The organism is Blastococcus sp. SYSU DS0669 (assembly GCF_054050895.1).
The window spans coordinates 364833-386413 of sequence record NZ_JBJHAE010000002.1; the positions used below are offsets into that span (position 1 = coordinate 364833).

Below are 21581 nucleotides of genomic sequence, written 5' to 3' on the forward strand. Positions count from 1 at the left end.
GTGAGTGACCAGAACGCCGCAGCCGGCGCCGCGACCTCCGACGACCCGGCCGGCCGGATCGCGTCCGGCTTCGCCACCACGGGGCCGGCGGTGGAGCTGGGCTCGGTGGTCCACGACGGGGTTCCGCACCCGGGAGCCGCCGTGCGCGTACCGCTGGCAATGCTCAACCGGCACGGCCTCATCGCGGGCGCGACGGGCACCGGCAAGACCAAGACGCTGCAGCTGATCGCCGAGCAGCTCTCGGCCGCCGGGGTGCCGGTCGTGCTCGCCGACGTCAAGGGCGACCTCAGCGGGCTCGCCCAGCCGGGCGTCTCCGGTGACCGCATCACGCAGCGGGCGGCGCACACCGACGACGACTGGCAGCCCACGGCCTACCCGGTGGAGTTCCTGGCGCTCGGCGGGCTCGGCACGGGGGTTCCGGTGCGCTGCACCCTCACCGACTTCGGCCCCCTGCTGCTGTCGAAGGTCCTCGACCTGAACGCCACCCAGGAGAGCTCGCTCGGGCTGATCTACCACTACGCCGACGCCGCCGGGCTACCGCTGCTCGACCTCCAGGATCTCCGTGCGGTCGTCCAGTGGCTGCTGTCCGACGAGGGCAAGCCCGAGCTGAAGAACCTCGGCGGGCTCTCCACCGCCACCGCGGGGGTCATCCTGCGCAAGCTCATCGCGCTGGCCGAGCTCGGCGGCGACGTCTTCTTCGGCGAGCCCGAGTTCGAGCCCACCGACGTCCTGCGCACCACCGACGACGGCCGCGGCGTCATCACCGCGGTCGAGCTGGCCGCCGTCCAGGACCGGCCGGCGCTGTTCTCGACCTTCCTCATGTGGCTGCTCGCCGAGCTGTTCGAGGAGCTGCCCGAGGTCGGCGACCTCGACAAGCCCAAGCTGGTGTTCTTCTTCGACGAGGCGCACCTGCTGTTCAGCAACGCGAGCAAGGCGTTCCTGGAGTCGGTGACCCAGACCGTGCGGCTGATCCGCTCGAAGGGCGTCGGGATCTTCTTCGTCACGCAGAACCCGACCGACGTACCCAGCGCCGTCCTCGGTCAGCTCGGCAACCGGGTGCAGCACGCGCTGCGGACCTTCACCCCCGAGGACGCGACGGCGCTGCGGAAGACGGTCTCCACCTTCCCGCGGACGAAGGACTACGACCTCGAGGAGCTGCTCACCGGGCTGGGCATCGGCGAAGCGGCGGTGACCGTGCTGTCCGACCGGGGCACGCCCACCCCGGTCGCGTGGACGATGCTGCGGGCACCGCGCTCGCTCATGGCGCCGATCGAGCCGGCCGCGATGGCGCAGGCGGTGGCGGGATCGCCGCTTCAGCAGAAGTACGGGCAGCCGCTCGACCGCGACTCCGCGTACGAACGGCTGGCGGCCCGGCTCTCTCCCCCTGAGACCGGTGCGCCGCCAGAAGCCTCCGAGCCACCGACGCCTCGCCGGCGCGCCTCCCCGGAGCCCCAGCCGGAGGAAGGCGGCCTGAGCCGGGTGCTCGAGTCACCGGTCTTCCGCTCGTTCGCCCGGTCGGCGGCGTCGGCGCTCGGCCGGGAGCTCACCCGCGGGCTGTTCGGCACCCGGCGTCGCCGTCGCTGACGCCGGAGACGGCTCGGGTCAGCCGTCGACGTAGCGATCGCGTTCGACGACAAACTGGCCGGTGGCGGTGTTGGCGTCCACGAACTCCGGCAGCAGCGGGATGCGCACGGTCACGGTCACGCAGACGGAGAACTCCTCCCCCGGTGCCAGCGTCGGGAGGAAGCCGCCCGCCGCGTCGCACCCCGCACCGGCCGGTGCGTAGGCCACCTGCAGGTCGGCCAGGTCCACCGACTGGTCCTCCACCGCCAGCCGCGCGGCCCGCAGTGCCCGCTCCTGCCCGGTGACCGCGTACGGGGCGGTGCCCATCGCCCGGCCGGCCTCCCGCGCCGCGGCCTGCGAGGCGAACACCCCGCGCTGCACCGCAGAGAACCCCGCCACCACGTAGACCAGCGGCACGAACACCACCAGCGCGACGAACACGAACTCCACCAGCGCCGACCCGCGCTCGCCGTCGATCAGCCCCAGGCGGGCACGCAGCCACCTCACGCCGCCTCCTTCATCGCCCGGCCGGTGACCTCCAGCGGCAGCAGGTTGCCCAGCGCCGTCTGCTCCGAGGTGGCCCGGGCGACGATCTCCACCGTCCGGGCAGCCCCAGCGGCAGAGTCTCGGTTTCACTCGTCGTCCTCGACCTGGGCGTGCGCGATGCCGCGCTCCCAACTGCCCGGGGCGCTGGCCGCCCGGGCGCGAACGGCGCGGGACCGGCGGGCGCTCCGCGTGCTCCTGCTGCCCGTCCCCGCAGTCACGGCGCAGGGCTGAACGCACCCGCCAGCGCGTCGCGTATTCGCACGACTGGCTGCCGCTGTAACCGCGCATCTACGGTGAGATAGCGCCGGTTGGCGTCCTTCCCAGCCTCGGGGGGCATCGATGACAACCGTGGGAACGTCCGCGCCTCCGACCCCGACCGCCAGAAGGCCCGTCTCACGCAGTGCCGGTGCGCGACCGGTGCGGGCGACGACCGGCGGCGTGCTCGACGACCTCGTCCGCTCCCTGGGCCAGCTCCTCGACGCCGTCCTGTCCGGCAGCGCCGTGCGGCCGGCGGACCATGGTGGTGTCGTCCTGGACATCGAGCTCGGCGGCTTCCGGTGGATCGCGGTCCAGCAGCACCCGTGTCCCGATGCGGTGAGCCTGAGTCCACGGGAGTCGGAGATCGCCCGCATGGTGGCCGCGGGGCTGACCAACCGGGCGATCGCCACGGTGCTCGACATCAGCCCGTGGACGGTCGGCACCTACCTCCGGCGCATCTTCGTCAAGCTGGACGTCAACTCGCGAGCGGCGATGACCGCCGCCGTCGCACAGCGGCGGGCGGCCGACCCCGTGCCCCCGGTCGCCCCGCGCCGGGACGTGGATGCGTGACGCACGCCCAGGCGTCCTGAGAACGTGCGAGTACCGCCGCACACAGGTCGCTCCTAGCGTTCCCGCATCTGCTTCACCGCGAGATTCGGAGGTGCCGTGGTGGACGGGATGCGCGAAGCGGAGTTGGAGTGGGAAGTCCGCGACGGAGAGTCCGAGTGGGAGGCCGGCGACGGCGAGTACGAGGGCGAGGAGTTCCTCGGTGGCCTTATCCAGGGCATCGGCAGCGCGCTCGGTCTCGGCGAGGGCGAGGCCGACGGCGAGTACGAGTGGGAAGCCGGCGACGGTGAGTTCGAGTGGGAAGCCGGCGACGGCGAGTACGAGTGGGAAGCCCGCGACGGCGAGTACGAGTGGGAGTCCGGCGACGGCGAGTACGAGGGCGAGGAGTTCCTCCCCGCGCTCCTGCCACTGGCCAAGATGGCGCTCCCGCTCCTGGGTGGCCTGTTCCGGAAGAAGAAGCGCCGCCGGCCGGCCCGCGAGTTCGAGTCCGAGGACGAGTACGAGTTCGAGGACGAGTACGAAGGCGAGTTCGAGGACGAGCAGTTCCTCGGTGGCCTCATCCAGGGCATCGGCAGCGCGCTCGGCCTCGGCGAGGGCGAGCAGCCCACCCAGGGCGTGCCCGCCACGGCGGAGGTCATGGCCGCGATGGCTGCCGACACACCGTCCGCGGCAGAGGCCGACGCGTTGGTCGGCGCGGCGACGGTGATGGTGCTGACCCCGCGGGAGCGCCGGGTCCTCGAGCAGCTCATCCCGCAGTTGGTCCAGGCGACGACGCTGCTGTCCCGGTTGATGCGCCGGCGGAGGGTCACCCGGCCGGCCATCCGGGTCATCCCCACGGTAGTCAAGGCCACCGCCCGGCCGCTCGTGGCCGCCGCCGTCCGGGGCCACCCACCGACGACGGGCGTCGCGGGTCGCGTGCTGACCCAGCAGACCCGCACCGTGCTCACCCGCCCGGCCGTGACGCGCGCGGTGATGAAGCGCAACGCCGCCGCGGTGCGCAAGGTGGCGGGCCGCCGCACCCCCACGGGGATCGTCCGGCCGCGTCGGCCGCAGCCGGTCCGCTGATCCGGAGGGCACCATGTCCACCAGCACCGACTTCGAGTACTTCACCGCCGACGGCGAGTACGAGCTGGAGACCGCCCTCGGCCTGGCCGGGCCACCGGCGGCGTCGTCTCCCGCGCTCCTCATGGAGCACCTGGGTGCGCTCGCCGCCAACGCGGAGAGCGAGGCGGAGGCCGAGGCCTTCCTGGGCGCCCTGGTCCCGCTCGCCACCAAGCTGGCGCCGGCAATCGCCCGCGCAACCCCGCAGCTGGTCCGCGGGGTGGCGAAGGTGGGGCGGCAGCTGTGGCGCAACCCGAGCACCCGGCGCCTGGTGGCGGCGGTGCCGCAGGTGGTGCAGCGGACCGCCGCCGACCTCGCCCGCCAGCACGGACGCGGGGCACCGCTCACCACCCAGGCCGCGACGCGGAGCCTGGCCAAGCAGGTGGCCAACGTCCTCGACGACCCGGCGAAGCGCCGCCGGGCCGTCCAGCGGTGCCGCGCCCTGGACCGCCGGTGGCACGCCACGCGGAAGAACGCGGGCGGCGTCCCGGCACCCGGCTCCCGCCGCTGCACCTGTCGCTGATCCGGCCGGGCCGCTCCGGCGGCCCGCCCTGCTCCTGGGACGGCACCATGACCACCAGCCTGTCTCCCCGGACCGCGCCCGGCCCGGCCGGCGAGGCGGCATCGCCGACCCGGCCGACCGGCCGGCCACCGGCGCGGCCGCCCGCCGCCCCACCGCCCCGGGTGCTGCGGTCGTGGCTGCGGGCCCAGGCCCTGAACGTGACCCGGCACGCCGCCGCGCTGCGGCCCTTCGGACCCACCGAGTTCGGCACCGGCCCGCAGGCTCCGTCACCCGGGCACGTCGCGGCGGTCAACCGGCTGCTGGCACAGCTGGGCACCGAGCTCGACTCCCGGACGACGGCGGTGGGGCAGGCGGCGCGGCGGGCGTCGTCCGCACCGACCGGCCCCGCCCTGCGCGAGCTGGTGACCCGGACCGAGGAGGCGCACGGCGCCGTCCGGGCCACCGAGGCGGTGTGGGACTGGTACTTCGAGTTCTTCGGCCAGCGGCAGAGCCGCTACGGGCCCTGGCTGCTGGCTTGCGACCGGATCGCCCTCGACGTCTACCAGGACGTCTACATGGGCCTGGGCCGGGCGAAGTCCGTGCCCGCCCCGCCGCCGATGAGCTACATGCGGACCGGCTTCTCCCCCGCGACCTTCCGCCGTGACGTGCGGCTGCAGCGCCTCGGGTCGCAGCCGAACCCCTTCCCGATCGTGCAGCTGCCCTACCACCGGCTGGTCAACCCGTGGACCCTGGGCGCAATCCTGCACGAGATCAGCCACAACCTGCACACGGAGCTGGGCCTGTCGCGCGCGGTGCCCGAGGCACTGCACGCCCGGCTGAGGGAGGCGGGGGCGCCGCCGGCGGTCGCGGGAACCTGGGCCCGGTGGAACCGGGAGACCTTCGCCGACCTGCTCGGGCTGCTCCTCGGTGGCCCGGCGATCGTCGCCTCGCTGATCGACATTCTCGCCCGGTCGCCGGCCAGCGTGACGACCTACAGCCCGGCGGGCGTGCACCCCCTGCCGCTGCTGCGCACGCGGGTCAGCACCGTCCTGCTCGCCCGCATGGGGTTCCCCGAGCAGGCCCGGGCCCTCCAGGCCGTCTGGGACCGCACCTACGGCGGCGTCCGCCCGGCGGCGCCGGAGGCGCTCATCCGGACGGCGCCCCGCGTCGTCCCGCTGGTCGTGGACACGCTTTGCTACCGGCCGTTCGAGGCGCTGGGCAAACGGTCGCTGGCGCAGGTCTTCTCCTTCGACCACCGGCACGAGGCGATGGTCGAGGAGGCCGGCGCGCGCCTGGCCCGCGGGATCGACCCGGGGATCGTGCCGGAGCGCTTCCTGATCGGCGCGGCCCGGCACGCGCTGGACCGCCGCTTGGCCCCGCCCGACGTCATCGCCCGCCACTTCTACCGCGACCTCGGGCGGCGGTGACCGGCGATGGCCGTGCACGCGGCGGTGGCCCACCTCCAGCAGGCGGTCCGGGAGCTCCAGGAGCGGGTGCAGCTGCTCGCCCGGGTGACCGACGACCACCCGGGGGACGGCGAGAGCGTGGTCGTGGACCTGGTCCGGGACGCCTGCGACGACGTCCAGGGCTGGCTCGCCGGCCTGGCTGAGGCGGCGCAGCGCGCCGCCACCGCGGCCGCCCGCCGCGACACGGTGCGGCTGGCCGAGCAGCTCGCCGCCTGCGCGACGGCCTGCGAGACCAGCCTGCAGCGCTTCGTCACGGGGCTGGCGGGGGTGGAGTCCCTCACCCGGCTGCGCCGGCTGGCGCACGACCGGCCCGGTGGGTGGCAGGAGTGGTCCTGGCAGGTCCAGGACGGCATCGGTGAGACGTGGCCCCGGATGTGGGCGCTGCGGGGCCATCTCGACGGCTGCTGGATGGAGCTGGTCGAGCGGTTGCAGGACGAACCCGTGCTGGTGCGCGCACAGGTCGAAGAGGCCGGCCGGACCAGCGAAGACGCGGCAGCAGGAGGCCGATGATGGCGACGAGCACCAAGGACCTGGCCCAGGCGCTGCGCGACGCCAGCGCCTATCCGCTGCAGGTCTCCGACGCACTGGCCGGCGGTGGGCGCGGAGAGGCGGGCGACGACCTCGACCGCCTCGTCGACGGCGCGCTGCGCGCCGTCATCGGCACCCGGACCCGGGTCGAGGACGTCGACCGGTTCCGCGCCGCGCTCGCCTCGTCGTTCGTGGAGGAGGAGGTCGACGGGCACCGGCGGTACGTCCCGGCCGCGCCGGGGCTGGTGCTCCAGAGGGCCGACGACGCGGCGGTGACCGGTGCGCAGGCCGTCCTGCTCACCCAGGCGAGGGACGTCGTCGACCGGGGCCTCCCGCTGCTCGGACGGATCACCAGCCTCCGGCCGGCCGGCGACCAGCAGGACCACGAGGCGCTCGCCGTCGTGATCCGCACCGCCGTGCAGCAGCTGCGGGACGAGTTCGGGCGGGCCGACGGCCCCCGGGCGCCACTGGTGGAGCAGCAGCTCCGGGTGCTCCTCGGGAGCACCGCCGACGGCACGGCGCTGGTCGACCCGGACGAGGTCCGGGGCGCGCTCGGCGCCCTGCGGGACCTGTCGGGGCTGGCCAGCCGGCCGATCCTGCCGCTGGCCGGGCGCAACGGCCAGGTGGGCAACCGGGCCAACACCCCGGTGGAGGAGGAGAGCCTCACCCACTTCCGGGTCCTCACCGAGTACGTGCTGCGGCTCTGGCAGTCCTGGCACACCTACGCCCGGTCCCTGGACGGCGACGGAGGCGGGTACTCGTTCATCGGTGGCCGGCTGGGACACCTGGACCTGACCTTCCAGACCATCGGGGAGGCCGTCGACCGGGTGCGGGACGCGCTCGACTCGGTCTACGTCGGCCCCGCCGAACGGCAGATCCTGGTGCTGCCGCTCCCCTCCCGCCCGCGGGACCGGCTCAGCGTCGAGCAGCTGCTCGACTGGGCCGAGCAGGCGGTGGGCCGGCAGACGGCCAACCTGGCCCGCGACCACGGCCGGATCGCCCTGGCCGAGTACGTGCTGCCCAACGCCGCCGCCGTCGCGGCCCTGCTGCGGGAGGCGAGCGAGGCGCAGGTGGGCGGCGGCTTCGACACCCCCCGGGTGCGGTCCGCGCTGGCCGAGCTGGTCACCCAGTACGACCAGCTCGTCGACGAGCTGAAGCTGCTGGTCCCACCGCTCGGCCAAACGCCGGGATCACGGCGCACGGAGTTCACCACGGTGCCCGACGTCATCGACCGCTCGCTCGACGAGGCGAACGAGATGCTCCGGCGGAGCCGTCTGCGCCTGCGGCTGGGTGAGGGCCGGGCGGTGCGCAGCGGCGCGCTCGACCGAGTGCTGGGGACGTCCCCGCCGGTGGGGACCGAGGTGGCGCGCGGCAGCGAGGTCGTCGTCGACTACGCCGCCGGTCTGGCGCAGACCGCGGTGCCGTGCACCCGCGACACGACGGTCACGGAGGCCGAGCGCCGGCTGCGGGACGCCGGCCTGCGACTGGGCGGGCTGCAGCCGGTGGACGACCCGGAGATCGCGTTCGGCCGCGTCGTCGACTCCGATCCCGGGGAGGGCACCGTCCTGCCGGTCGACGAGAAGGTGTGCCTGCGCGTCTCCTCCGGCGACGGGAGCGGCGACCTCGTCGACCAGTTGTGCGCGATCGCGCCGGCGGTCGGTGACGCCGTCCGCCAGGTGCTGGGCGCCGGCGGTCAGCTGTGGCGCACCGCGTCCGGCTCGGACGACGACTGCCCCGACGACATCAGGCAGGCGGTCGCCGCCGTGGGCAGCGTGGTCACCCTCCTGCGCCGTCTCGCACCGGCGAGGCAGGGAGCGTCGTCGTCCGGTGACCCGGTGTTCGACCGCGGCGACGCGCTGGACCTGGCGGCCCTGCGCATCAGGCAGGTGGTGGCCGAGTTCCAGCGACAGGCGGCCGAGAACCGGGCCAAGGAGGCGGCTGTCGAACGCCCCGCGGAGGCCGCTCCCGGCGATCAGCACGGGTACGCGTACGGCGCGGTGCCGCTGCTCGATGAGGACCCCTTCGCGGCCTGGCGATCGCGGGCGGCCTCGGCCGACGACGACCACGACGACCACGACGCCGATGGCGACGCCACCGGCGCCGACGACGACGGCCGCTCCCGCAGTGACCAGGACGACCCGGGAAAGGAGTGACCAGCCATGGCCACCGCCGGAGACGAACAGCGCCTGCAGGATCTGCAGGCCTCGGTGATCGATGCGATCACCGGCCGCCTGGCCTCCCGGCTCGCCGGGCAGCCGGAGCTGGCCGACGTCATCGCCTCGGCGGTCGAGAGCCGGTTCGAGGCGCTGGACTCGGCCGACTCCGACGGGCACCCGGTCGACCCGGGGCTCAACGCCCTCATCGGGTTCGGCGCCGAGGCGCCGCCGGTGATCGACCGGATCCCGCTGCCGCGGGGCGTGCAGCCCTACGACGAGCAGGTCACCTCGGAGCGGATCACCGGCATCGCCGACCTGTACTACCTCTACCAGCACGAGCGGATCGGGGTGTTCCGCGTCGTCCAGAAGCTCAAGGAGCTGTTCGACGCCGGGGCCGTCCGGCTGAGCTCGGGTGAGGGGGCGACCGGGCTCTACCGGTTCGACCGCCGTGACGTGCTGCGCTACACCGAGCGCGACCGGCGCGCGGCCTACCTGCGCGCCTTCGGCTACGGCCGTGGGCCGCTGGCCCCGGGAGCCCGGCGCAACGGCGACTTCCACCCGCTGTTCGTCACCTTCAACGAGCAGGTGGCCCAGTTCTGGCGGGACCGGCGGATCTCGGAGGTGATGCGCGACCGGGCGCAGGACCCCAGCTTCGGCAGCATCGCGATCGTCCGCCGGGCCGGGCTGGACCTGCGCAACAACCTGAAGTTCACCTCGTACGGCAACGTCGCGGTGATGCGGATCGAGGTCATGCAGTTGCTCGACGAGGCCTTCCGCATCGTCGGCGCCGAGGACGTGAAGCGGCTGTTCGGCGCGGACAACGCGTGGGACGTGATCGAGGAGGTGCTGACCCGCTACTTCGGGATCACGCCGGTGACCTCACCGCGGCAACGCATGGCGGTGACCGGACGGCGCGTCCTGCGGTGGCTCGGGCAGCAGTTCGTGCTCGAGGAGTCCCGGCCGCAGTTCGAGGCGAAGCTGAAGCTGATCGCCGACGACGCCGAGGAGTGGCGGACCAGCGCCCAGTCCATCGGCATCGTGGCGGCCGACCCGGACCGGCGGGTCACCCTCCGGCCAAGCCCGGTCGTCCCCGCGCCGTCCCCGGTCCGGCCACCGCGGCAGCCCGCCGCGCGGTTCATGTAAGCACCCGAGCACCGAGAGAGGACGCCGGCGATGCCCCTTCCTGCTCTGCTGCCCGCCGCCCCACCGGAGCCGTCCCTGGAGGCCGAGGTGCTCGGCCGGGACACCCGCGTGCTGGTGCGGGACACCACCGCGGCACCGTTCCGCTACATCTGCCACCTGCACAACCGGCCGGCCGGAGGCGGCGGCTGGACGGGGACCGGCACCCTGATCGGGTCCCGAACCATCCTCACGGCGGCGCACAACCTGGTCGGTGCGGATCCGGCGGACATCGTGGTGACGCCCGCCCGGAACGGGCCGTCGGCGCCGTTCGGGACGACCCGGGGCAGCGCGGCGCTGCTCTGGCACGCCGGCTTCGGCCCGGCCGACGAGGGAGGCCCGCGGGACGTCGCCCTGCTGCGGCTGCGCACGCCGATCGGCACCCGCTCGGGGGTCTGGAGCATCCGGCACAGCGCCGGCCGGCTGGATCCCGTCGGGCGCAGCATCGACGGCCGGCTCCCCCAGGCCACCGGCGTGCTGAAGGTCAACATCAGCGGCTATCCCGGCGACAAGTGCGGCACCGCGGCACATCCACTGCCCTGCGGCAGCTCGCAGTGGCGCACCTACTCCGCGACGGTGCGCGCGAAGGGGCAGCTCCTGCACTACTTGAACGACACCAAGCCCGGCCACAGCGGCAGCCCGGTGTGGGTGCGCCGGCACCCCTCCATGGGCGGTCGGGTGCTCATCGCCGTGCACGTCGCGCGTGGGCCGAGGAACCGCCGCGGCACGGTCACCTCGAACGTCGCCGCGCGGCTGACCCCGCAGCTCATGGCGTGGATCCGGGCGAACACCCGCTGACCGCACTCAGCCGTCGACGTAGCGATCGCGTTCGACGACGAACTGGCCGGTGGCGGTGTTGGCGTCCACGAACTCCGGCAGCAGCGGGATGCGCACGGTCACGGTCACGCAGACGGAGAACTCCTCCCCCGGTGCCAGCGTCGGGAGGAAGCCGCCCGCCGCGTCGCACCCCGCACCGGCCGGTGCGTAGGCCACCTGCAGGTCGGCCAGGTCCACCGACTGGTCCTCCACCGCCAGCCGCGCGGCCCGCAGTGCCCGCTCCTGCCCGGTGACCGCGTCCGGGGCGGTGCCCATCGCCCGGCCGGCCTCCCGCGCCGCCGCCTGCGAGGCGAACACCCCGCGCTGCACCGCAGAGAACCCCGCCACCACGTAGACCAGCGGCACGAACACCACCAGCGCGACGAACACGAACTCCACCAGCGCCGACCCGCGCTCGCCGTCGATCAGCCCCAGGCGGGCACGCAGCCACCTCACGCCGCCTCCTTCATCGCCCGGCCGGTGACCTCCAGCGGCAGCAGGTTGCCCAGCGCCGCCAGCAGCGCGGGCACCGACCCAGAACAACGCACCACGACCAGCGTGGCGCCCGAGGGCTCGGCCTCCTCCCCCGACGTGCACGCCAACCCCAGCGCCGTCTGCTCCGACGTGGCCCGGGCGACGGTCTCCACCGTCCGGGCGGCCCCCGCCGCGGAGTCGACGTCGGCGTTGGCCGCGTACCGGGCGCCCTCCTGCGCGCTCGCCGTGACCACGTTGCGCACGTGCACGTAGACCGCCACCTGCAGCACCGCCAGCAGCAACGTCATGATCAGCACCGAGACCATGACGAAGTCGACGACGGCGCTCCCGCGCTCGTCATCGAGGCGCTGGAACGGCCACGCTGCAGGGACCCGCTGCGAGCGTGGGAGCTGCGGGGGGCAGCGAGGTCCTTTTCTAGCCCGCACCGGTGACGGAGGTCAGCGCGTTCTGCACCGCCGTGACGATGGCGTCCTGGAAGACCCCCAGGATCGCCACCACCAGGGCCGCGGTCATCACCGTGACCATGACCCAGCCGGGCACGTCACCCCGTTCGGGGTCCTCGCCCCGCATGCGGGCCGCCAGCGCCTGCAGCGCGGCATCGAGGTGCGCGAGTGCACGCATCGTCGTCCTTCCTGTCGTTCGTCCGCTGCTCACTGCGACAGCGAGACGATGCTGATCAACCCCGGGAACAGGGCGAAGAGAACGGTGACCGGCAACACCAGGAAGACGACCGGCACCATCATGGCGATCTCCTTGCGGCCGCCGGCCTCGAGCAGCCGGCGCTTGCCGGCCTCGCGGACGTCGGCGGCCTGGGCGCGCAGCACCTCGGCCAGCGGCGTGCCCCGCTCGATCGCCACGAGGAGGCCGTCGACGAACCGGGCCAGGGCGTCCAGCGAGGTCTGGTCGGCGACCTGCTGCAGCGCGTCGGTCAGCGGCACGCCGGCCCGCGCCCGGCCCAGCGCGGCGCCGAGCTCGCGGGCCAGCTCCCCGCCGGAGAGCCGGGTGACCCGCGCGATCGCCGCGGCCGGGCTCTCCCCTGCCGTCACCGCCAGCGCCAGCAGTTCGGCGACCACCGGGAACTCGGCGAGCAGCAGCTCCTCGCGCTTGTGCACCTGCTGGGTGAGCCACCAGTCCCGCCCCAGAAGCCCGCCGAGCAGGCCGGCGACGCAGAGCAGCCCTGCCGAGAGCACGTTGAGGCTCCCGGCGGCGACCGCCCCGAGCGTCGCGGCCACGCCTGCCGCGAGCAGCCCCAGCCCGCCCCACACCACCTGCTCGATGCGGAAGTCCTCGACCGTCAGCTCGCCACCGAGGGCGTCCAGCCGGCGGCGCACCGCGGCCCGCCCGCCCAGCACGCGGTCGATCAGCCGTGCGCCGTTGGCGATCGAGGGCCCGGCGATCCGGCGCACCGCCGTCAGCATGCCCGGCTCGGTGGCGGTCCCCAGCAGCCGCGACGGCGGCGGGGTGTCGTGCACGTAGGGCGCCAGCCGGTCGACCAGCCGCACCGAGCGGAACGGCGGCGCGTAGGTGAGCACCAGGACCAGCCCGCTCGCGGCCAGCAGGCCGAGCAGCATCCCGACAACGCCGGCGCTCACCGCAGCACCCGCACGTCCTCGGGCAGCCGGCCGATCCGCAGCATCAGCCGGTAGGCGACCAGGCAGACCGCCCCGCCGCCGAGCAGGACCGCCGTGCCGAGGGCGGAGTCGTAGGCGGCGAGGGTCGTCGACTGGGTGGCCAGCAGGAGCAGCACACCCCACGGCGCGGCGACGGCCAGCCGCGCGGCCGAGACCACCCAGCCCTGCCGGGTCTCGAGCTCGGCGCGGGCGCGGGCGTCCTCGCGCAGGAAGGTGGAGAGCGTGCGCAGGACGCGGCCGAGGTCGGTGCCGCCCACCTCGCGAGCCACCCGCAGCGTCTCCACGATGCGGTCGCCCACCGGGTCGGCGAGGTCGTCCTTGAGCCGGTCCAGCGCGGTACCGAAACGGCCGCTGGAGCGGTACTCGGCGGCGAACCGCGCGAACGGCGGGCGCAGCACCTCCGGGCCGCGGGTGGAGAGCACGGTGAGCGCCTCGGGGAGGGAGAGCCCGGCGCGCACGGCCGAGGCCAGGTTGTCGACGACCTCCGGCCAGACCTCGCGCAGGTCGGCCCGGCGCTTGCCGGCCAGCCGCCGCACCTGGACCTGCGGCAGCAGGAAGCCGAACAGGCCGAACACGAGGCTGACCGTCACGGTCGCGGTGGCGACGAGGACGACGACGGTGACCAGCACCCCCAGCCCGATCTGCAGGGCGAGCAGCTGGGCGCCGTTGATGCCGGTGAGCCCCGCGGCGGCCAGCAGTTCCTGCCGCCGCCCGGGCCGGCGCGGGTCGGTGCGCGGCCTGGGTGCACGGGACCCGCTGCGCCAGATCAGCAGCAGGCCCACCCCGAGCAGCAGCCCCAGCAGGGCGCCGGACTGCGTCATGCCAGCAGGCCGGCGAGGTCGAACCCGGCGGCGGCGAACCTCTCGGCGTGCGGGGGGTAGCCGTCGGCCCGCACCAGGCGCCCCTCGCGGCTGGTGAAGACGTCGGCGGTCTCGACGACCCCGCCCTCGGTCCGGCCGGGCAGCGCGACGATCTCGCGCACCCGGCGTCGGCCATCGGCGTCGGTGCCCGCGTGGACCACCAGGTCGACGCTGGCGGCGACGGTCGGGACGACGAACGACGTCCCGATGTTCTCCCCGGCCAGCAGCGGCAGCGTGCACATCTTCACCACGGCCTCGCGGGCGCTGTTGGCATGGAGCGTGCACATGCCCGGAAGCCCGGAGTTCAGCGCGATGAGCAGGTCCAGGCACTCCTCCTGCCGCACCTCACCCACCACGATCCGGGAGGGCCGCATCCGCAGCGCCTCCTTCACCAGCCGGCGCAGCGGGATCTCCCCGGCACCCTCGAGGTTCGGCTGGCGGGTCTGCATGGAGACGACGTCGGGCAGCGGCACCCGCAGCTCGAAGACCTCCTCGCAGGTGATCACCCGCTCCCGGGCCGGCACGGCGGCGCACAGGCAGTTGAGCAGCGTGAAATGTCCGGCGCGGCATGGGTGACCGTGCGTGCGGGGCCCTTCTGCCGTGTCTCGTAGCCTGACGACATGCCGTTGGACGCAGCCTTCGCGCGCGAACGCTTTGCGGCGTACCTCGCTCTATGGGACAGGCAACGTGCCGCCATACGAATTGGAAGTCCCGAGGCGACCGCACTCGACGACGAGATCGTCGCAGCACAGCCAACGATTAGGCGCTTGCTGGCCGCGTGTGGCCAGGAGGCCAGCTACGTCGGCGTCGACGCTCAGACCTACCAGCAGCATCGTCGGGCCATCCTGCGTGCGACCGGCGTCTTGAACGACAGCGAGGATTTGGCTCGGGCACTTGGACCACAGGGACCACAGCTCCGGGCCACGGGGTTGCACCCATGGGTGTGGGAGACGGCAGCGCCACTATGGGATAGCGGGCACTACCGCCAAGCCGTGGCCGCCGCTGCGGGCAATCTGAGCCTCAAGGTTCAGAGCAAGTTGGACCGCTGGGACGTGGCTGACGACGCCCTGATGACTGAGTCGCTTAGCGAAAAACCGCCCGCACCCGGTAAGCCCCGACTGCGGGTTCCGGCCACCCCGGGCCGCCCGTTCGAAGAGGCGTTGCAGACGGGCGCGCTCTCCTATGCCCGAGGCGTCTTTTCGCTGCTTCGAAACCCGGCCACACACAACGTCACCGAAGAGTGGGGGGAGCAGCGGGCACTGGAAGCCCTGGCCGCCCTCAGCGTCTTGGCGCGGGTATTGGACTCAGCAGCGATAGTGGCGTCAGAACCCGGCGCAGTGTGACTACTAGGACGCTTCGGATCAGGCTCTCCGCCCCTGCACGCGGCCCTACCCATTGAGGGCAGGGCCTCGCCACCTCACCGCGCGGGAACTTCTATCGGCTCCTTGGGAAAGACCGACCGATGCCCCTTCGCGCCCTCAACCACGACATAGCGACTGTCCCCGGGGTACTCGTAGACGCGCGCCCAAGCGCCCCGCTCCGTGCCCGACCCCTTGCTCTTCAGGTCCGCGCACTTGCGGCGGGCCTTACTCTGGGCTGCGCGTGATCTACGCGTCACTGCGAATCGTCCCCCTGCGCTCGAGCCGCGTTCGGCTGCTCGCGGCGGTCTGGCTGTGCCTCCTGGGCGGTACGGAGCACTGCCAGGAGCGAGTAGAACCCATGCGCGAGGACCCTCCCAGCCGGCACGTCCACTCCCTCATCAAAAGTTCCCTCGTCGGCGCTGTCTACACACAGGAAGCCGAGCATCGGCTCGAACCCACTATGCGGTTGATCCACGAACACACCCTTGACGGGCCAAACGATCGTGGACCGGTAGGGGTACTTCCCGCTGCGTAGGAGGTTGCGGTCCCAGTGCGAGTTGACATAGCCCTGGCCCACCTCCCTGGGCAGATCGTTGCAGAAGAAGACTGCGACGTCACCCCGTGCCAGCTCAGCGAAGTCTGTGTTGTCACGTACCCAGTCGACGTGGCCCGCGCGACCGACGAACTTCGAGGGCTCGCTGCTGCTGACGGTCCGGACGACGGCGTCCCAGTCCGCGCGTCCGTCCGCCGATCCCTCGGGAGGCGCGTACACCTGCTTCAGCGTAGCCCTACAGGGCTTGCCCGTTGCGATGCCAAACGCCTCCGCCGCCTTCGCGACAGCGGCGTCCGTGTACCGCACATACAGCTGACGGGTCTCGGGCGAGCTAGCAGCATCCACAGCGAACGACACCTGCGCCGCCGCATCGGCAAAGGCGGGGGCGGCGTCGGCGTGTCGCCGCTTCCGCCGCTGCCTCGCCTCCCGCTTCAGCAGCACGGACTGCAGATGAACGCCAGGACGACGGCGAGCACAGTGATCACTGCCAGAGCGACTGCTAGAACCGCCTGCGCCTGCGGTCCCTCCGCCACCAGAGCCCAGACACCGACGAAGAAGCCCCCGAGGGTCGCGGCGTCCGAGAGCAGACGGAAGCCAGTCCGCTCAGACAGTTCGCGCCATGACCTGCGCAAACGCTTTATGCGGCCAGGCTGTGGACCACCATCCGGCGTTGTCGTTGCCATCTCCCCCTACCGGCCAACCCTGCGGCGAACGACCTAGGGGAAGACCAAACCGCCGCGAGACCGACCAAGCCAGCCGGCCTCGGGCGTGTGCATGCTTGCGTCCCGGGCCGCTGGGCAGGCTCGGGCAACTGCCGAAGCCGCCACCCTAATCTGACCGCTACGGTTTCGTACGCATCCCATGGGACTCCATCAAGCGTCGAAGAAGTCCTCGTCTATCCGCTTCAGGTGGTACGTCTCCTCGATAGAGACCCCGACGTTCCGGTCCACCATCAGCCGGGACAGCTCGCGGCCGTCGATGAGGACGAGCCGCAGACCCACCCGATCCGCGTAGGTCCTGGCGTCGGGGGTGAACGAGCTGGTCGTGATGAAGACACCCCGGTTGGCCTGCGCCCCGGTGAGCGCGCCCACGAAAGCCTGGATGTCAGGCCTACCAACCTTGCGGTCCACGGCGTAGCGCTTGGCCTGGACGTAGACCACGTCGAGGCCCAGGGCATCCTGACGGATCACCCCGTCAAGCCCTTCGTCGCCGGGACCGCCCAGGTGCTCAGCGGTGGCCTGAAGCCCCCCGTAGCCGAGGGCGGCTAGCAGCTTGAGGACGACGCGCTCTAGGAAGTCCGGCGGCTGGGCGACGATCCGCCCGAGGAGGTCGGCGGCGACGGAGCCGTTGGCGGAGTCCACCAGGGCCTGCACGGCGTCCACAGGCGACGACTCGACGAGGGCGTCATCTACCGGTGACCCGTCGGGCGAGGACCCGTCCGCCTCCCGCCGTCGCCCCTTGAAGTCGAGGAACTCCTCGAACTGGCGCAGGGTGTCCAGGTCAACGGGGCCACCGTTGGACCGCAGGACGTCGGCACCCCTTGGGCTGATTCGCACCGCCCCCCGCCCAGGGCGCAGGAGAAGCCCGGCCTGGAAGAGGTAGGTGACCGCCCAATAGGTTCGGTCCAGATTGCGGGAGCGCCGGGCGCTGGGGGTGACCTCCCGCAGGTCCTCGTTAGTCAACTCGAGGACGCGGGCTGCCTCGGCCGCTAGGTCGGCTACCCGGTGCTCGTTGCCGTCCGCTGTGGCCCTGAGAACCGGATCGAGGTAGCGGTGGAAAGGTGGGACGGCCATATGCCGCAACCTATCTGTGCCCTTGGAGGCTGGCGTGCAGGGTGACGAGGCGCGAGTCGTGGACGCCTTCTGCGCCTACCTGCGGGCGGACGGCTGGGACGTCAAGACCGGCGTCAAGTGGGTGGACGTGGTGGCCCGGCGAGGCGAAGAAACCATCTACGCAGAGGTAAAGGGGCGCGCCGGACCAGACACCGGTACCGCGCTCGACATCCTGTACGGGCAACTGCTTCGGCGCATGGAGGTTGAGGATCGGCTCGGTGTGCGCTACGCCGTGGTGGTGCCTGACGAGGCGGTCGCCAAGGCGCAGCGGGTACCCGCGTGGGTCCGCGCACGGCTACGTGTGGACCTGTACGCCGTCGATGACCACGACAACGTGCGGTCGGTTGCGGGGTAGGTCTCGGCCGAGCCCTTACTGCGTGTGCAGCATGCCCATGACCTTCGCCAGCTCCACTTGGGCTGCGTCCACCTCCGGCTGCAACTGCTCGATCAGTGCGCGCTCTTCTTCTCGCAGGTGTGACGCGAGGGCAAAGTCTTCATCGCCGAGGGCTTCCTCCTTCTGCGCACGAAGCCGACCGATAGCGAAAAGCCGGTCGTAGTGATTCTCCTCGAAGCGCCCAATCACGGCGTCCAGCGACGCGACTGCCGCCCGCATGTTGGGGGCGAGGTGGATGGCCAACTGCGCCTCAAGCTCCCACGCCCGGCGCGTGTGACGCAGCAACTCATCGGTCGGCTTGGATCGGAGCCGATCGCGCAACTCGATGCACCACCGCGCTAGCTCGGCCAGGGTGGCGCGGCCCTCCTTCTCGGCGTCAGCCCTCTGCTGTTCGATCGCGAGTTGCCGCTGATGCTGAAACGTCCGCCGCGTGAGCCACGCCTGGGTGACGATCCCCGCTACACCTAGCGTGGCGGTGGAGACGACGGAGGCAATCGCTACAGCGTCGGCCATGGCGGCATCCTCCCTCCCACCACTGCCCGGATGCTCAGACGGACCTCTTTCCCCAGCCAGCCCCTAGGCACGCACCTCCACGCTCGATGGTCGCGGCGGCCGGGCACCAGGGAGGAAGACCCGGCCGCCGCGAGTCATGGGGCGGCGTCCGCGCGGTCAGTCCCAGCCCGGCACGGTGCGGCCGGTGGGGCCGATGCCGCCGTGGTCGCAGGACACGGACCGGTCGCGGGATAGGGCAGCGCGGGCGTCCGTGTCCCCGAGGCCGCGGTACTGCTCCACCAGGGCGAAGGCGGTGGCGTGGTCCGGCGCGGCTGCCAGAGCGCGGCGCACCGAGGGTGGCACCTCGTCCAGCACGGACACCGGCAGGCCGGACGCGGTGAACGAGATCCGGTGCTCGAGCGCGGCAGCCGGCTCAGGGAACGCCCGCCGCTGCGCGGCCGCTCGCTGCCGGTCCTGCGCGGCGGCGGCAGTCAGCACGTCGGTTCTTGTGATCGCCCCGTTGCGGCCGGTGCCGGTTACGCGGGCCAGCAGGACCCCGCGCGTGTTGGCGAGGCGGCGCACGTCCGGATCACTCACCGCGACGCGGGTGTTGGCGGTGACGACGGCCGGATCGGCGGCCAGCCCCCCGCCGATGGTCAGGGACCGGGGCTCGGCCGGGACGGCGTGCAGGTGCGCGGCGGTCCCCGACCGGTAGTCCCGGTCGCGGGCCACGAACTTCACATCGTCCTCAGTGACTTGCCCGCCGGGGCCGGTGCCAGCGACACCCGCCAGGCGGATGCCCAACGCGCTCGCCAGAGCGGTGGCGGCTGCGGTGGGCGCGGGCGGGGCGATGCGGCCGGTCACCGGACGGCCCCGGTGGACAGGGCGCGGGCGTAGGCCACGGCCAGGTTCGCGTCGCGGCTGGCGGCCCGCTGCTCCGCCTCGGCGGCGCGGGCGCGGCTGACCGCCAGGTACCGCGCCACGTCTTGGGGGGTCCGGCGGTGCAGCCCGGCGCGGGTGTAGGCGTCATCGAGCAGCGGCTCCAGCGCGCGGGCGGCGCGCAGCTCAACGGTGTCGTCGGCGGACTCAGCGGCGGCCACCTGCGCGGCTGCCTGGTCCACCGTGGGGATCGTGCTCACGGGTGGTGCTCCCTTCGGTCGTCGGCGGCCGCCAGGACGGCGGCCCGGTCCAGCAGCCACTCGCGGCCCCGTCGCACGGCGGGCAAGCGGCCGTCGTGCACGTAGTCCCGCACCCGCCGGGGCGTCAGCCGCAGCAGCCGGGCGGCCTCGCTGACGGTGACCAGCGGGGCCGGTGCAGCCCACGTTGCCGACGCAGGTGCAGGCGGCAGAGATGCCTGCCGCTGGCGGCAGCCCTCGCCATGATCGGCCAGGTGCCGGACCAGCGTGGCCACCAAGTCCAGCACCTCGGGCGGCACGGGGAGGCCGGCGGATCGCTGCGCCCGGACCGCACCGGCCAGCGCGTCGGCCACGTGCTGCATCGCCAGCGGGCTGCACAGCAGCACTCCTGCCGGGCCGAGGTCGCGGGCGTACTCGGTCGCCAGGTCAGACACCGGGGCCACGCGGCGAGGCCGGGGGCGGCGGGCTGGCGCGGCCACGACGGGGACCGGGCCGGGACGGTGGACGGCGGGATCGGTGAGCACGGGGCCTCCATTGGGGAGGTCGGTGGCGAGGTCGCCCCGCACGGTGCGGGCCGAGTCCCCTTCGCCGGAGTACGTCCGGCGCGCCTGCCACGGGCGCGGGGTGGTGCGGTCAGGGCGCACCTAGAGTCATGGCATGGCGTTCGGCAGGCAGAAGGCAGACGGCCCCGGCCCCGAGGACAGCTCCGTCCCACAGGACGAAGCGCTGCCCATCCTGGAGGCCGCGACCCGTGCGCGGGACGGTGGCCGCCGGATCTTCACGTGCGCCGTGACAGTGGGGTTCTCGACGGGCAGCGGTGTAGGCCTCGGGGGGAAGAAAACCACCCGCGTGCAGCGGTGGGACCCGGCGGCGCTCATCGAGGGCATCGAGTCCCTCGGCTGGCGGCTGGAACACATGGACCACGTGTGGGAGCAGACGGAGCACAACACCGCGCTCAACATGGCAGTCATCAGGGGCCTCACCGTCGCCCACATGCAGTTCCGGATCAGCGCGGCGATGTAGGCAACAGCCCCCTCCTCAACGGGCACCGCCTGGACGTGCGTCCCGCTCCTCGACCCACCGCTCGACCACGCCGGTAGGCCAGCGGTCCCCGTGCTCGTCAACCCACGCCTGCCGGGCCGCCGTCCAACGAGACCAGGCACGCATCTGCCGGGCCAGGTCCGTCGGCAGCGGCACCACCACGGCAGGAGACCCGGGCGGCCAGTCCGGGAACTCGTCGCCGGACACCGGGCCGTCGTCGGGCCAGTCAGCGGCGTTGAAGGTCAGCAGCTCAGGCGGCGGGGTCCCCGGGCGGACAGCGGACGGGCGAAGCCTCACGACCGGCCACCCTCGACCGCGCGCAGGCTGCGCCCGTCGTTGGGGCCGCGTGGACCGCGCGGTGCCTGCGGGTTCCAAGCACCCTCGCCGTCCTCGTCTGCGCCGGGCATGTGCAGCCCGGCCAGCAGCTTGGCGGCCTCCTGAGATACGAGCCGCAGCTCGACGGCCGCCGGGGTCACGCGCCCCGTCTCCAGGTCCACCAAGCCGGACTCGGCCACCGCCACCTCCAGCTCGTCGCAGCGGTTCAAAGCCGAGCAGGCCCGGCCCAGCAGCGCCAGCTCGGCGGGGCTGAGCAGGTAGTCCCTCGTTGCAATGACCCACAGGCGGTCGCCCGTCCCGCCCTCGCCGGGCAGCACGTTCTCGATGTCCACTGGTCACTCCTCGCATGGGTCTCGGGGCGCTCGGGCGTTAGCCCTGGTCGGGGTAAAGAACCTGACTAGCGGCGTGGGGGTCAGGGGCCGGGGGTCCGCGATTTTCGGCACCCCCTCCCCTGCCAGCCGCGAGCTTGCGCGGGCTGGCTGACGGTGCGCCGGTGGCTGCCGTCCTGCTGGCGACACTCGCAGTGCGGTGGCTGCTGCGGTGGCCTGCGGTGACAGCGCACGGGCGTTGGCTGCCAGGCCGACTCGCGGGCTGTCGGGCTGCCCGTTGGTGGCGGTGCCGCGCGCCCGCTGCTGGTGCTGGTGCGGGCTGGTGCGCGGTTCGCTGACCCGCATGTCGGTGTTTGCCGTGTCGCTGCCGCGATGCCTTCGGCTTCGGGCTGGCTGCGCTGCTGCGCTGTGCCTTCGGGCTGACTGCCAATGCCGGGCA

General features: G+C 73.1%; 26 protein-coding genes and 1 pseudogene. 12 read left to right on the plus strand and 15 right to left on the minus strand.

Annotated features, from left to right (window positions below):
• A complete protein-coding gene (locus ACI792_RS04290; protein WP_456601480.1) occupies positions 1-1584 on the plus strand; it encodes a helicase HerA-like domain-containing protein in 1584 nt (527 codons plus the stop codon).
• Positions 1585-1602: 18 nt separating this feature from the next.
• On the opposite strand, the gene ACI792_RS04295 is transcribed toward ACI792_RS04290, so the two are convergent.
• The gene (locus ACI792_RS04295) at positions 1603-2070 is read right to left on the minus strand and encodes a hypothetical protein (protein ID WP_456601481.1); all 468 of its coding nucleotides are present in this window, start codon (positions 2068-2070) and stop codon (positions 1603-1605) included.
• Between the two features lie 456 nt (positions 2071-2526).
• Between ACI792_RS04295 and ACI792_RS04300 the strand changes: the two genes are divergently transcribed.
• From ACI792_RS04300 to ACI792_RS04335, 8 genes are all read left to right on the plus strand, one after another.
• Positions 2527-2937, plus strand: coding sequence for a helix-turn-helix domain-containing protein (locus tag ACI792_RS04300; protein ID WP_456601482.1), 411 nt, complete (start codon positions 2527-2529; stop codon positions 2935-2937).
• A 108-nt stretch (positions 2938-3045) separates the two neighbouring features.
• Positions 3046-3999 carry a hypothetical protein gene (locus ACI792_RS04305; RefSeq protein WP_456601483.1) on the plus strand — a complete coding sequence of 318 codons (954 nt, stop codon included), beginning with the start codon at positions 3046-3048 and terminating at the stop codon, positions 3997-3999.
• A 13-nt stretch (positions 4000-4012) separates the two neighbouring features.
• Positions 4013-4558: a hypothetical protein gene (locus ACI792_RS04310; RefSeq protein WP_456601484.1), complete on the plus strand. Its 546-nt coding sequence runs from the start codon at positions 4013-4015 to the stop codon at positions 4556-4558.
• Between the two features lie 47 nt (positions 4559-4605).
• Positions 4606-5964 (plus strand): hypothetical protein, encoded by a 1359-nt coding sequence (locus tag ACI792_RS04315; RefSeq protein WP_456601485.1) that lies wholly within the window; start codon positions 4606-4608, stop codon positions 5962-5964.
• Between the two features lie 6 nt (positions 5965-5970).
• The gene (locus ACI792_RS04320) at positions 5971-6513 is read left to right on the plus strand and encodes a hypothetical protein (RefSeq protein ID WP_456601486.1); all 543 of its coding nucleotides are present in this window, start codon (positions 5971-5973) and stop codon (positions 6511-6513) included.
• Complete coding sequence (locus tag ACI792_RS04325; protein ID WP_456601487.1) at positions 6513-8684, plus strand: PASTA domain-containing protein; 2172 nt, start codon at positions 6513-6515, stop codon at positions 8682-8684. Before ACI792_RS04320 ends, ACI792_RS04325 begins: the two co-directional genes overlap by 1 nt.
• A 6-nt stretch (positions 8685-8690) precedes the next feature.
• On the plus strand, positions 8691-9830 hold the full coding sequence (locus tag ACI792_RS04330; protein WP_456601488.1) for a hypothetical protein: 1140 nt from the start codon (positions 8691-8693) through the stop codon (positions 9828-9830).
• Between the two features lie 30 nt (positions 9831-9860).
• Positions 9861-10664, plus strand: a complete 804-nt coding sequence (locus ACI792_RS04335) for a trypsin-like serine peptidase (RefSeq protein ID WP_456601489.1) — start codon at positions 9861-9863, stop codon at positions 10662-10664.
• Positions 10665-10670: 6 nt separating this feature from the next.
• Here ACI792_RS04335 and ACI792_RS04340 read toward each other — a convergent pair whose 3' ends face one another.
• From ACI792_RS04340 to ACI792_RS04365, 6 genes are read right to left on the minus strand one after another with little or no spacing between them, the layout of a single operon-like run.
• On the minus strand, positions 10671-11138 hold the full coding sequence (locus ACI792_RS04340) for a hypothetical protein (RefSeq protein WP_456601490.1): 468 nt from the start codon (positions 11136-11138) through the stop codon (positions 10671-10673).
• Positions 11135-11602 carry a TadE family protein gene (locus ACI792_RS04345; protein ID WP_456601491.1) on the minus strand — a complete coding sequence of 156 codons (468 nt, stop codon included), beginning with the start codon at positions 11600-11602 and terminating at the stop codon, positions 11135-11137. Before ACI792_RS04345 ends, ACI792_RS04340 begins: the two co-directional genes overlap by 4 nt.
• Positions 11592-11798 (minus strand): hypothetical protein, encoded by a 207-nt coding sequence (locus ACI792_RS04350; RefSeq protein WP_456580731.1) that lies wholly within the window; start codon positions 11796-11798, stop codon positions 11592-11594. Before ACI792_RS04350 ends, ACI792_RS04345 begins: the two co-directional genes overlap by 11 nt.
• 29 nt (positions 11799-11827) lie before the next feature.
• Entirely contained in the window at positions 11828-12769 is a 942-nt protein-coding gene (locus ACI792_RS04355; protein ID WP_456601492.1) for a type II secretion system F family protein, read from the minus strand.
• Positions 12766-13629, minus strand: a complete 864-nt coding sequence (locus ACI792_RS04360; RefSeq protein ID WP_456601493.1) for a type II secretion system F family protein — start codon at positions 13627-13629, stop codon at positions 12766-12768. The genes ACI792_RS04355 and ACI792_RS04360 overlap by 4 nt, the downstream gene beginning before the upstream one ends.
• On the minus strand, positions 13626-14216 hold the full coding sequence (locus ACI792_RS04365) for a CpaF family protein (protein WP_456601553.1): 591 nt from the start codon (positions 14214-14216) through the stop codon (positions 13626-13628). Before ACI792_RS04365 ends, ACI792_RS04360 begins: the two co-directional genes overlap by 4 nt.
• Before the next feature lie 72 nt (positions 14217-14288).
• On the opposite strand from ACI792_RS04365, the gene ACI792_RS04370 reads away from it, so the two are divergent.
• On the plus strand, positions 14289-15011 hold the full coding sequence (locus tag ACI792_RS04370; protein ID WP_456601494.1) for a TIGR02391 family protein: 723 nt from the start codon (positions 14289-14291) through the stop codon (positions 15009-15011).
• A 271-nt stretch (positions 15012-15282) separates the two neighbouring features.
• On the opposite strand, the gene ACI792_RS04375 is transcribed toward ACI792_RS04370, so the two are convergent.
• Both ACI792_RS04375 and ACI792_RS04380 read right to left on the minus strand, forming a co-directional pair.
• Complete coding sequence (locus ACI792_RS04375; RefSeq protein WP_456601495.1) at positions 15283-16023, minus strand: hypothetical protein; 741 nt, start codon at positions 16021-16023, stop codon at positions 15283-15285.
• 431 nt (positions 16024-16454) lie between these two features.
• Complete coding sequence (locus tag ACI792_RS04380) at positions 16455-17375, minus strand: restriction endonuclease (protein WP_456601496.1); 921 nt, start codon at positions 17373-17375, stop codon at positions 16455-16457.
• 34 nt (positions 17376-17409) lie between these two features.
• Here ACI792_RS04380 and ACI792_RS04385 point away from each other — a divergent pair, with 34 nt between their 5' ends.
• The gene (locus ACI792_RS04385) at positions 17410-17769 is read left to right on the plus strand and encodes a hypothetical protein (RefSeq protein ID WP_456601497.1); all 360 of its coding nucleotides are present in this window, start codon (positions 17410-17412) and stop codon (positions 17767-17769) included.
• A 15-nt stretch (positions 17770-17784) separates the two neighbouring features.
• Here the strand turns inward: ACI792_RS04385 and ACI792_RS04390 are convergent, their stop codons facing one another.
• The 5 genes and pseudogenes from ACI792_RS04390 to ACI792_RS04410 all read right to left on the minus strand — a co-directional run bounded on the left by ACI792_RS04390 (position 17785) and on the right by ACI792_RS04410 (position 19870).
• The gene (locus tag ACI792_RS04390; RefSeq protein ID WP_456601498.1) at positions 17785-18321 is read right to left on the minus strand and encodes a hypothetical protein; all 537 of its coding nucleotides are present in this window, start codon (positions 18319-18321) and stop codon (positions 17785-17787) included.
• Between the two features lie 156 nt (positions 18322-18477).
• Positions 18478-19041: an E3 binding domain-containing protein gene (locus ACI792_RS04395; RefSeq protein WP_456601554.1), complete on the minus strand. Its 564-nt coding sequence runs from the start codon at positions 19039-19041 to the stop codon at positions 18478-18480.
• Between the two features lie 6 nt (positions 19042-19047).
• Positions 19048-19164, minus strand: a pseudogene (locus ACI792_RS04400) (E3 binding domain-containing protein); the annotation flags it as partial.
• The gene (locus ACI792_RS04405) at positions 19161-19439 is read right to left on the minus strand and encodes a hypothetical protein (RefSeq protein WP_456601499.1); all 279 of its coding nucleotides are present in this window, start codon (positions 19437-19439) and stop codon (positions 19161-19163) included. The pseudogene ACI792_RS04400 and the gene ACI792_RS04405, both read right to left, overlap by 4 nt.
• Positions 19436-19870 carry a helix-turn-helix domain-containing protein gene (locus ACI792_RS04410; protein ID WP_456601500.1) on the minus strand — a complete coding sequence of 145 codons (435 nt, stop codon included), beginning with the start codon at positions 19868-19870 and terminating at the stop codon, positions 19436-19438. The genes ACI792_RS04405 and ACI792_RS04410 overlap by 4 nt, the downstream gene beginning before the upstream one ends.
• Before the next feature lie 223 nt (positions 19871-20093).
• On the opposite strand from ACI792_RS04410, the gene ACI792_RS04415 reads away from it, so the two are divergent.
• The gene (locus ACI792_RS04415) at positions 20094-20459 is read left to right on the plus strand and encodes a hypothetical protein (RefSeq protein WP_456601501.1); all 366 of its coding nucleotides are present in this window, start codon (positions 20094-20096) and stop codon (positions 20457-20459) included.
• A 311-nt stretch (positions 20460-20770) separates the two neighbouring features.
• Here the strand turns inward: ACI792_RS04415 and ACI792_RS04420 are convergent, their stop codons facing one another.
• Positions 20771-21145, minus strand: coding sequence for a hypothetical protein (locus ACI792_RS04420; RefSeq protein ID WP_456601502.1), 375 nt, complete (start codon positions 21143-21145; stop codon positions 20771-20773).
• Between the last annotated feature and the right edge of the window lie 436 nt (positions 21146-21581).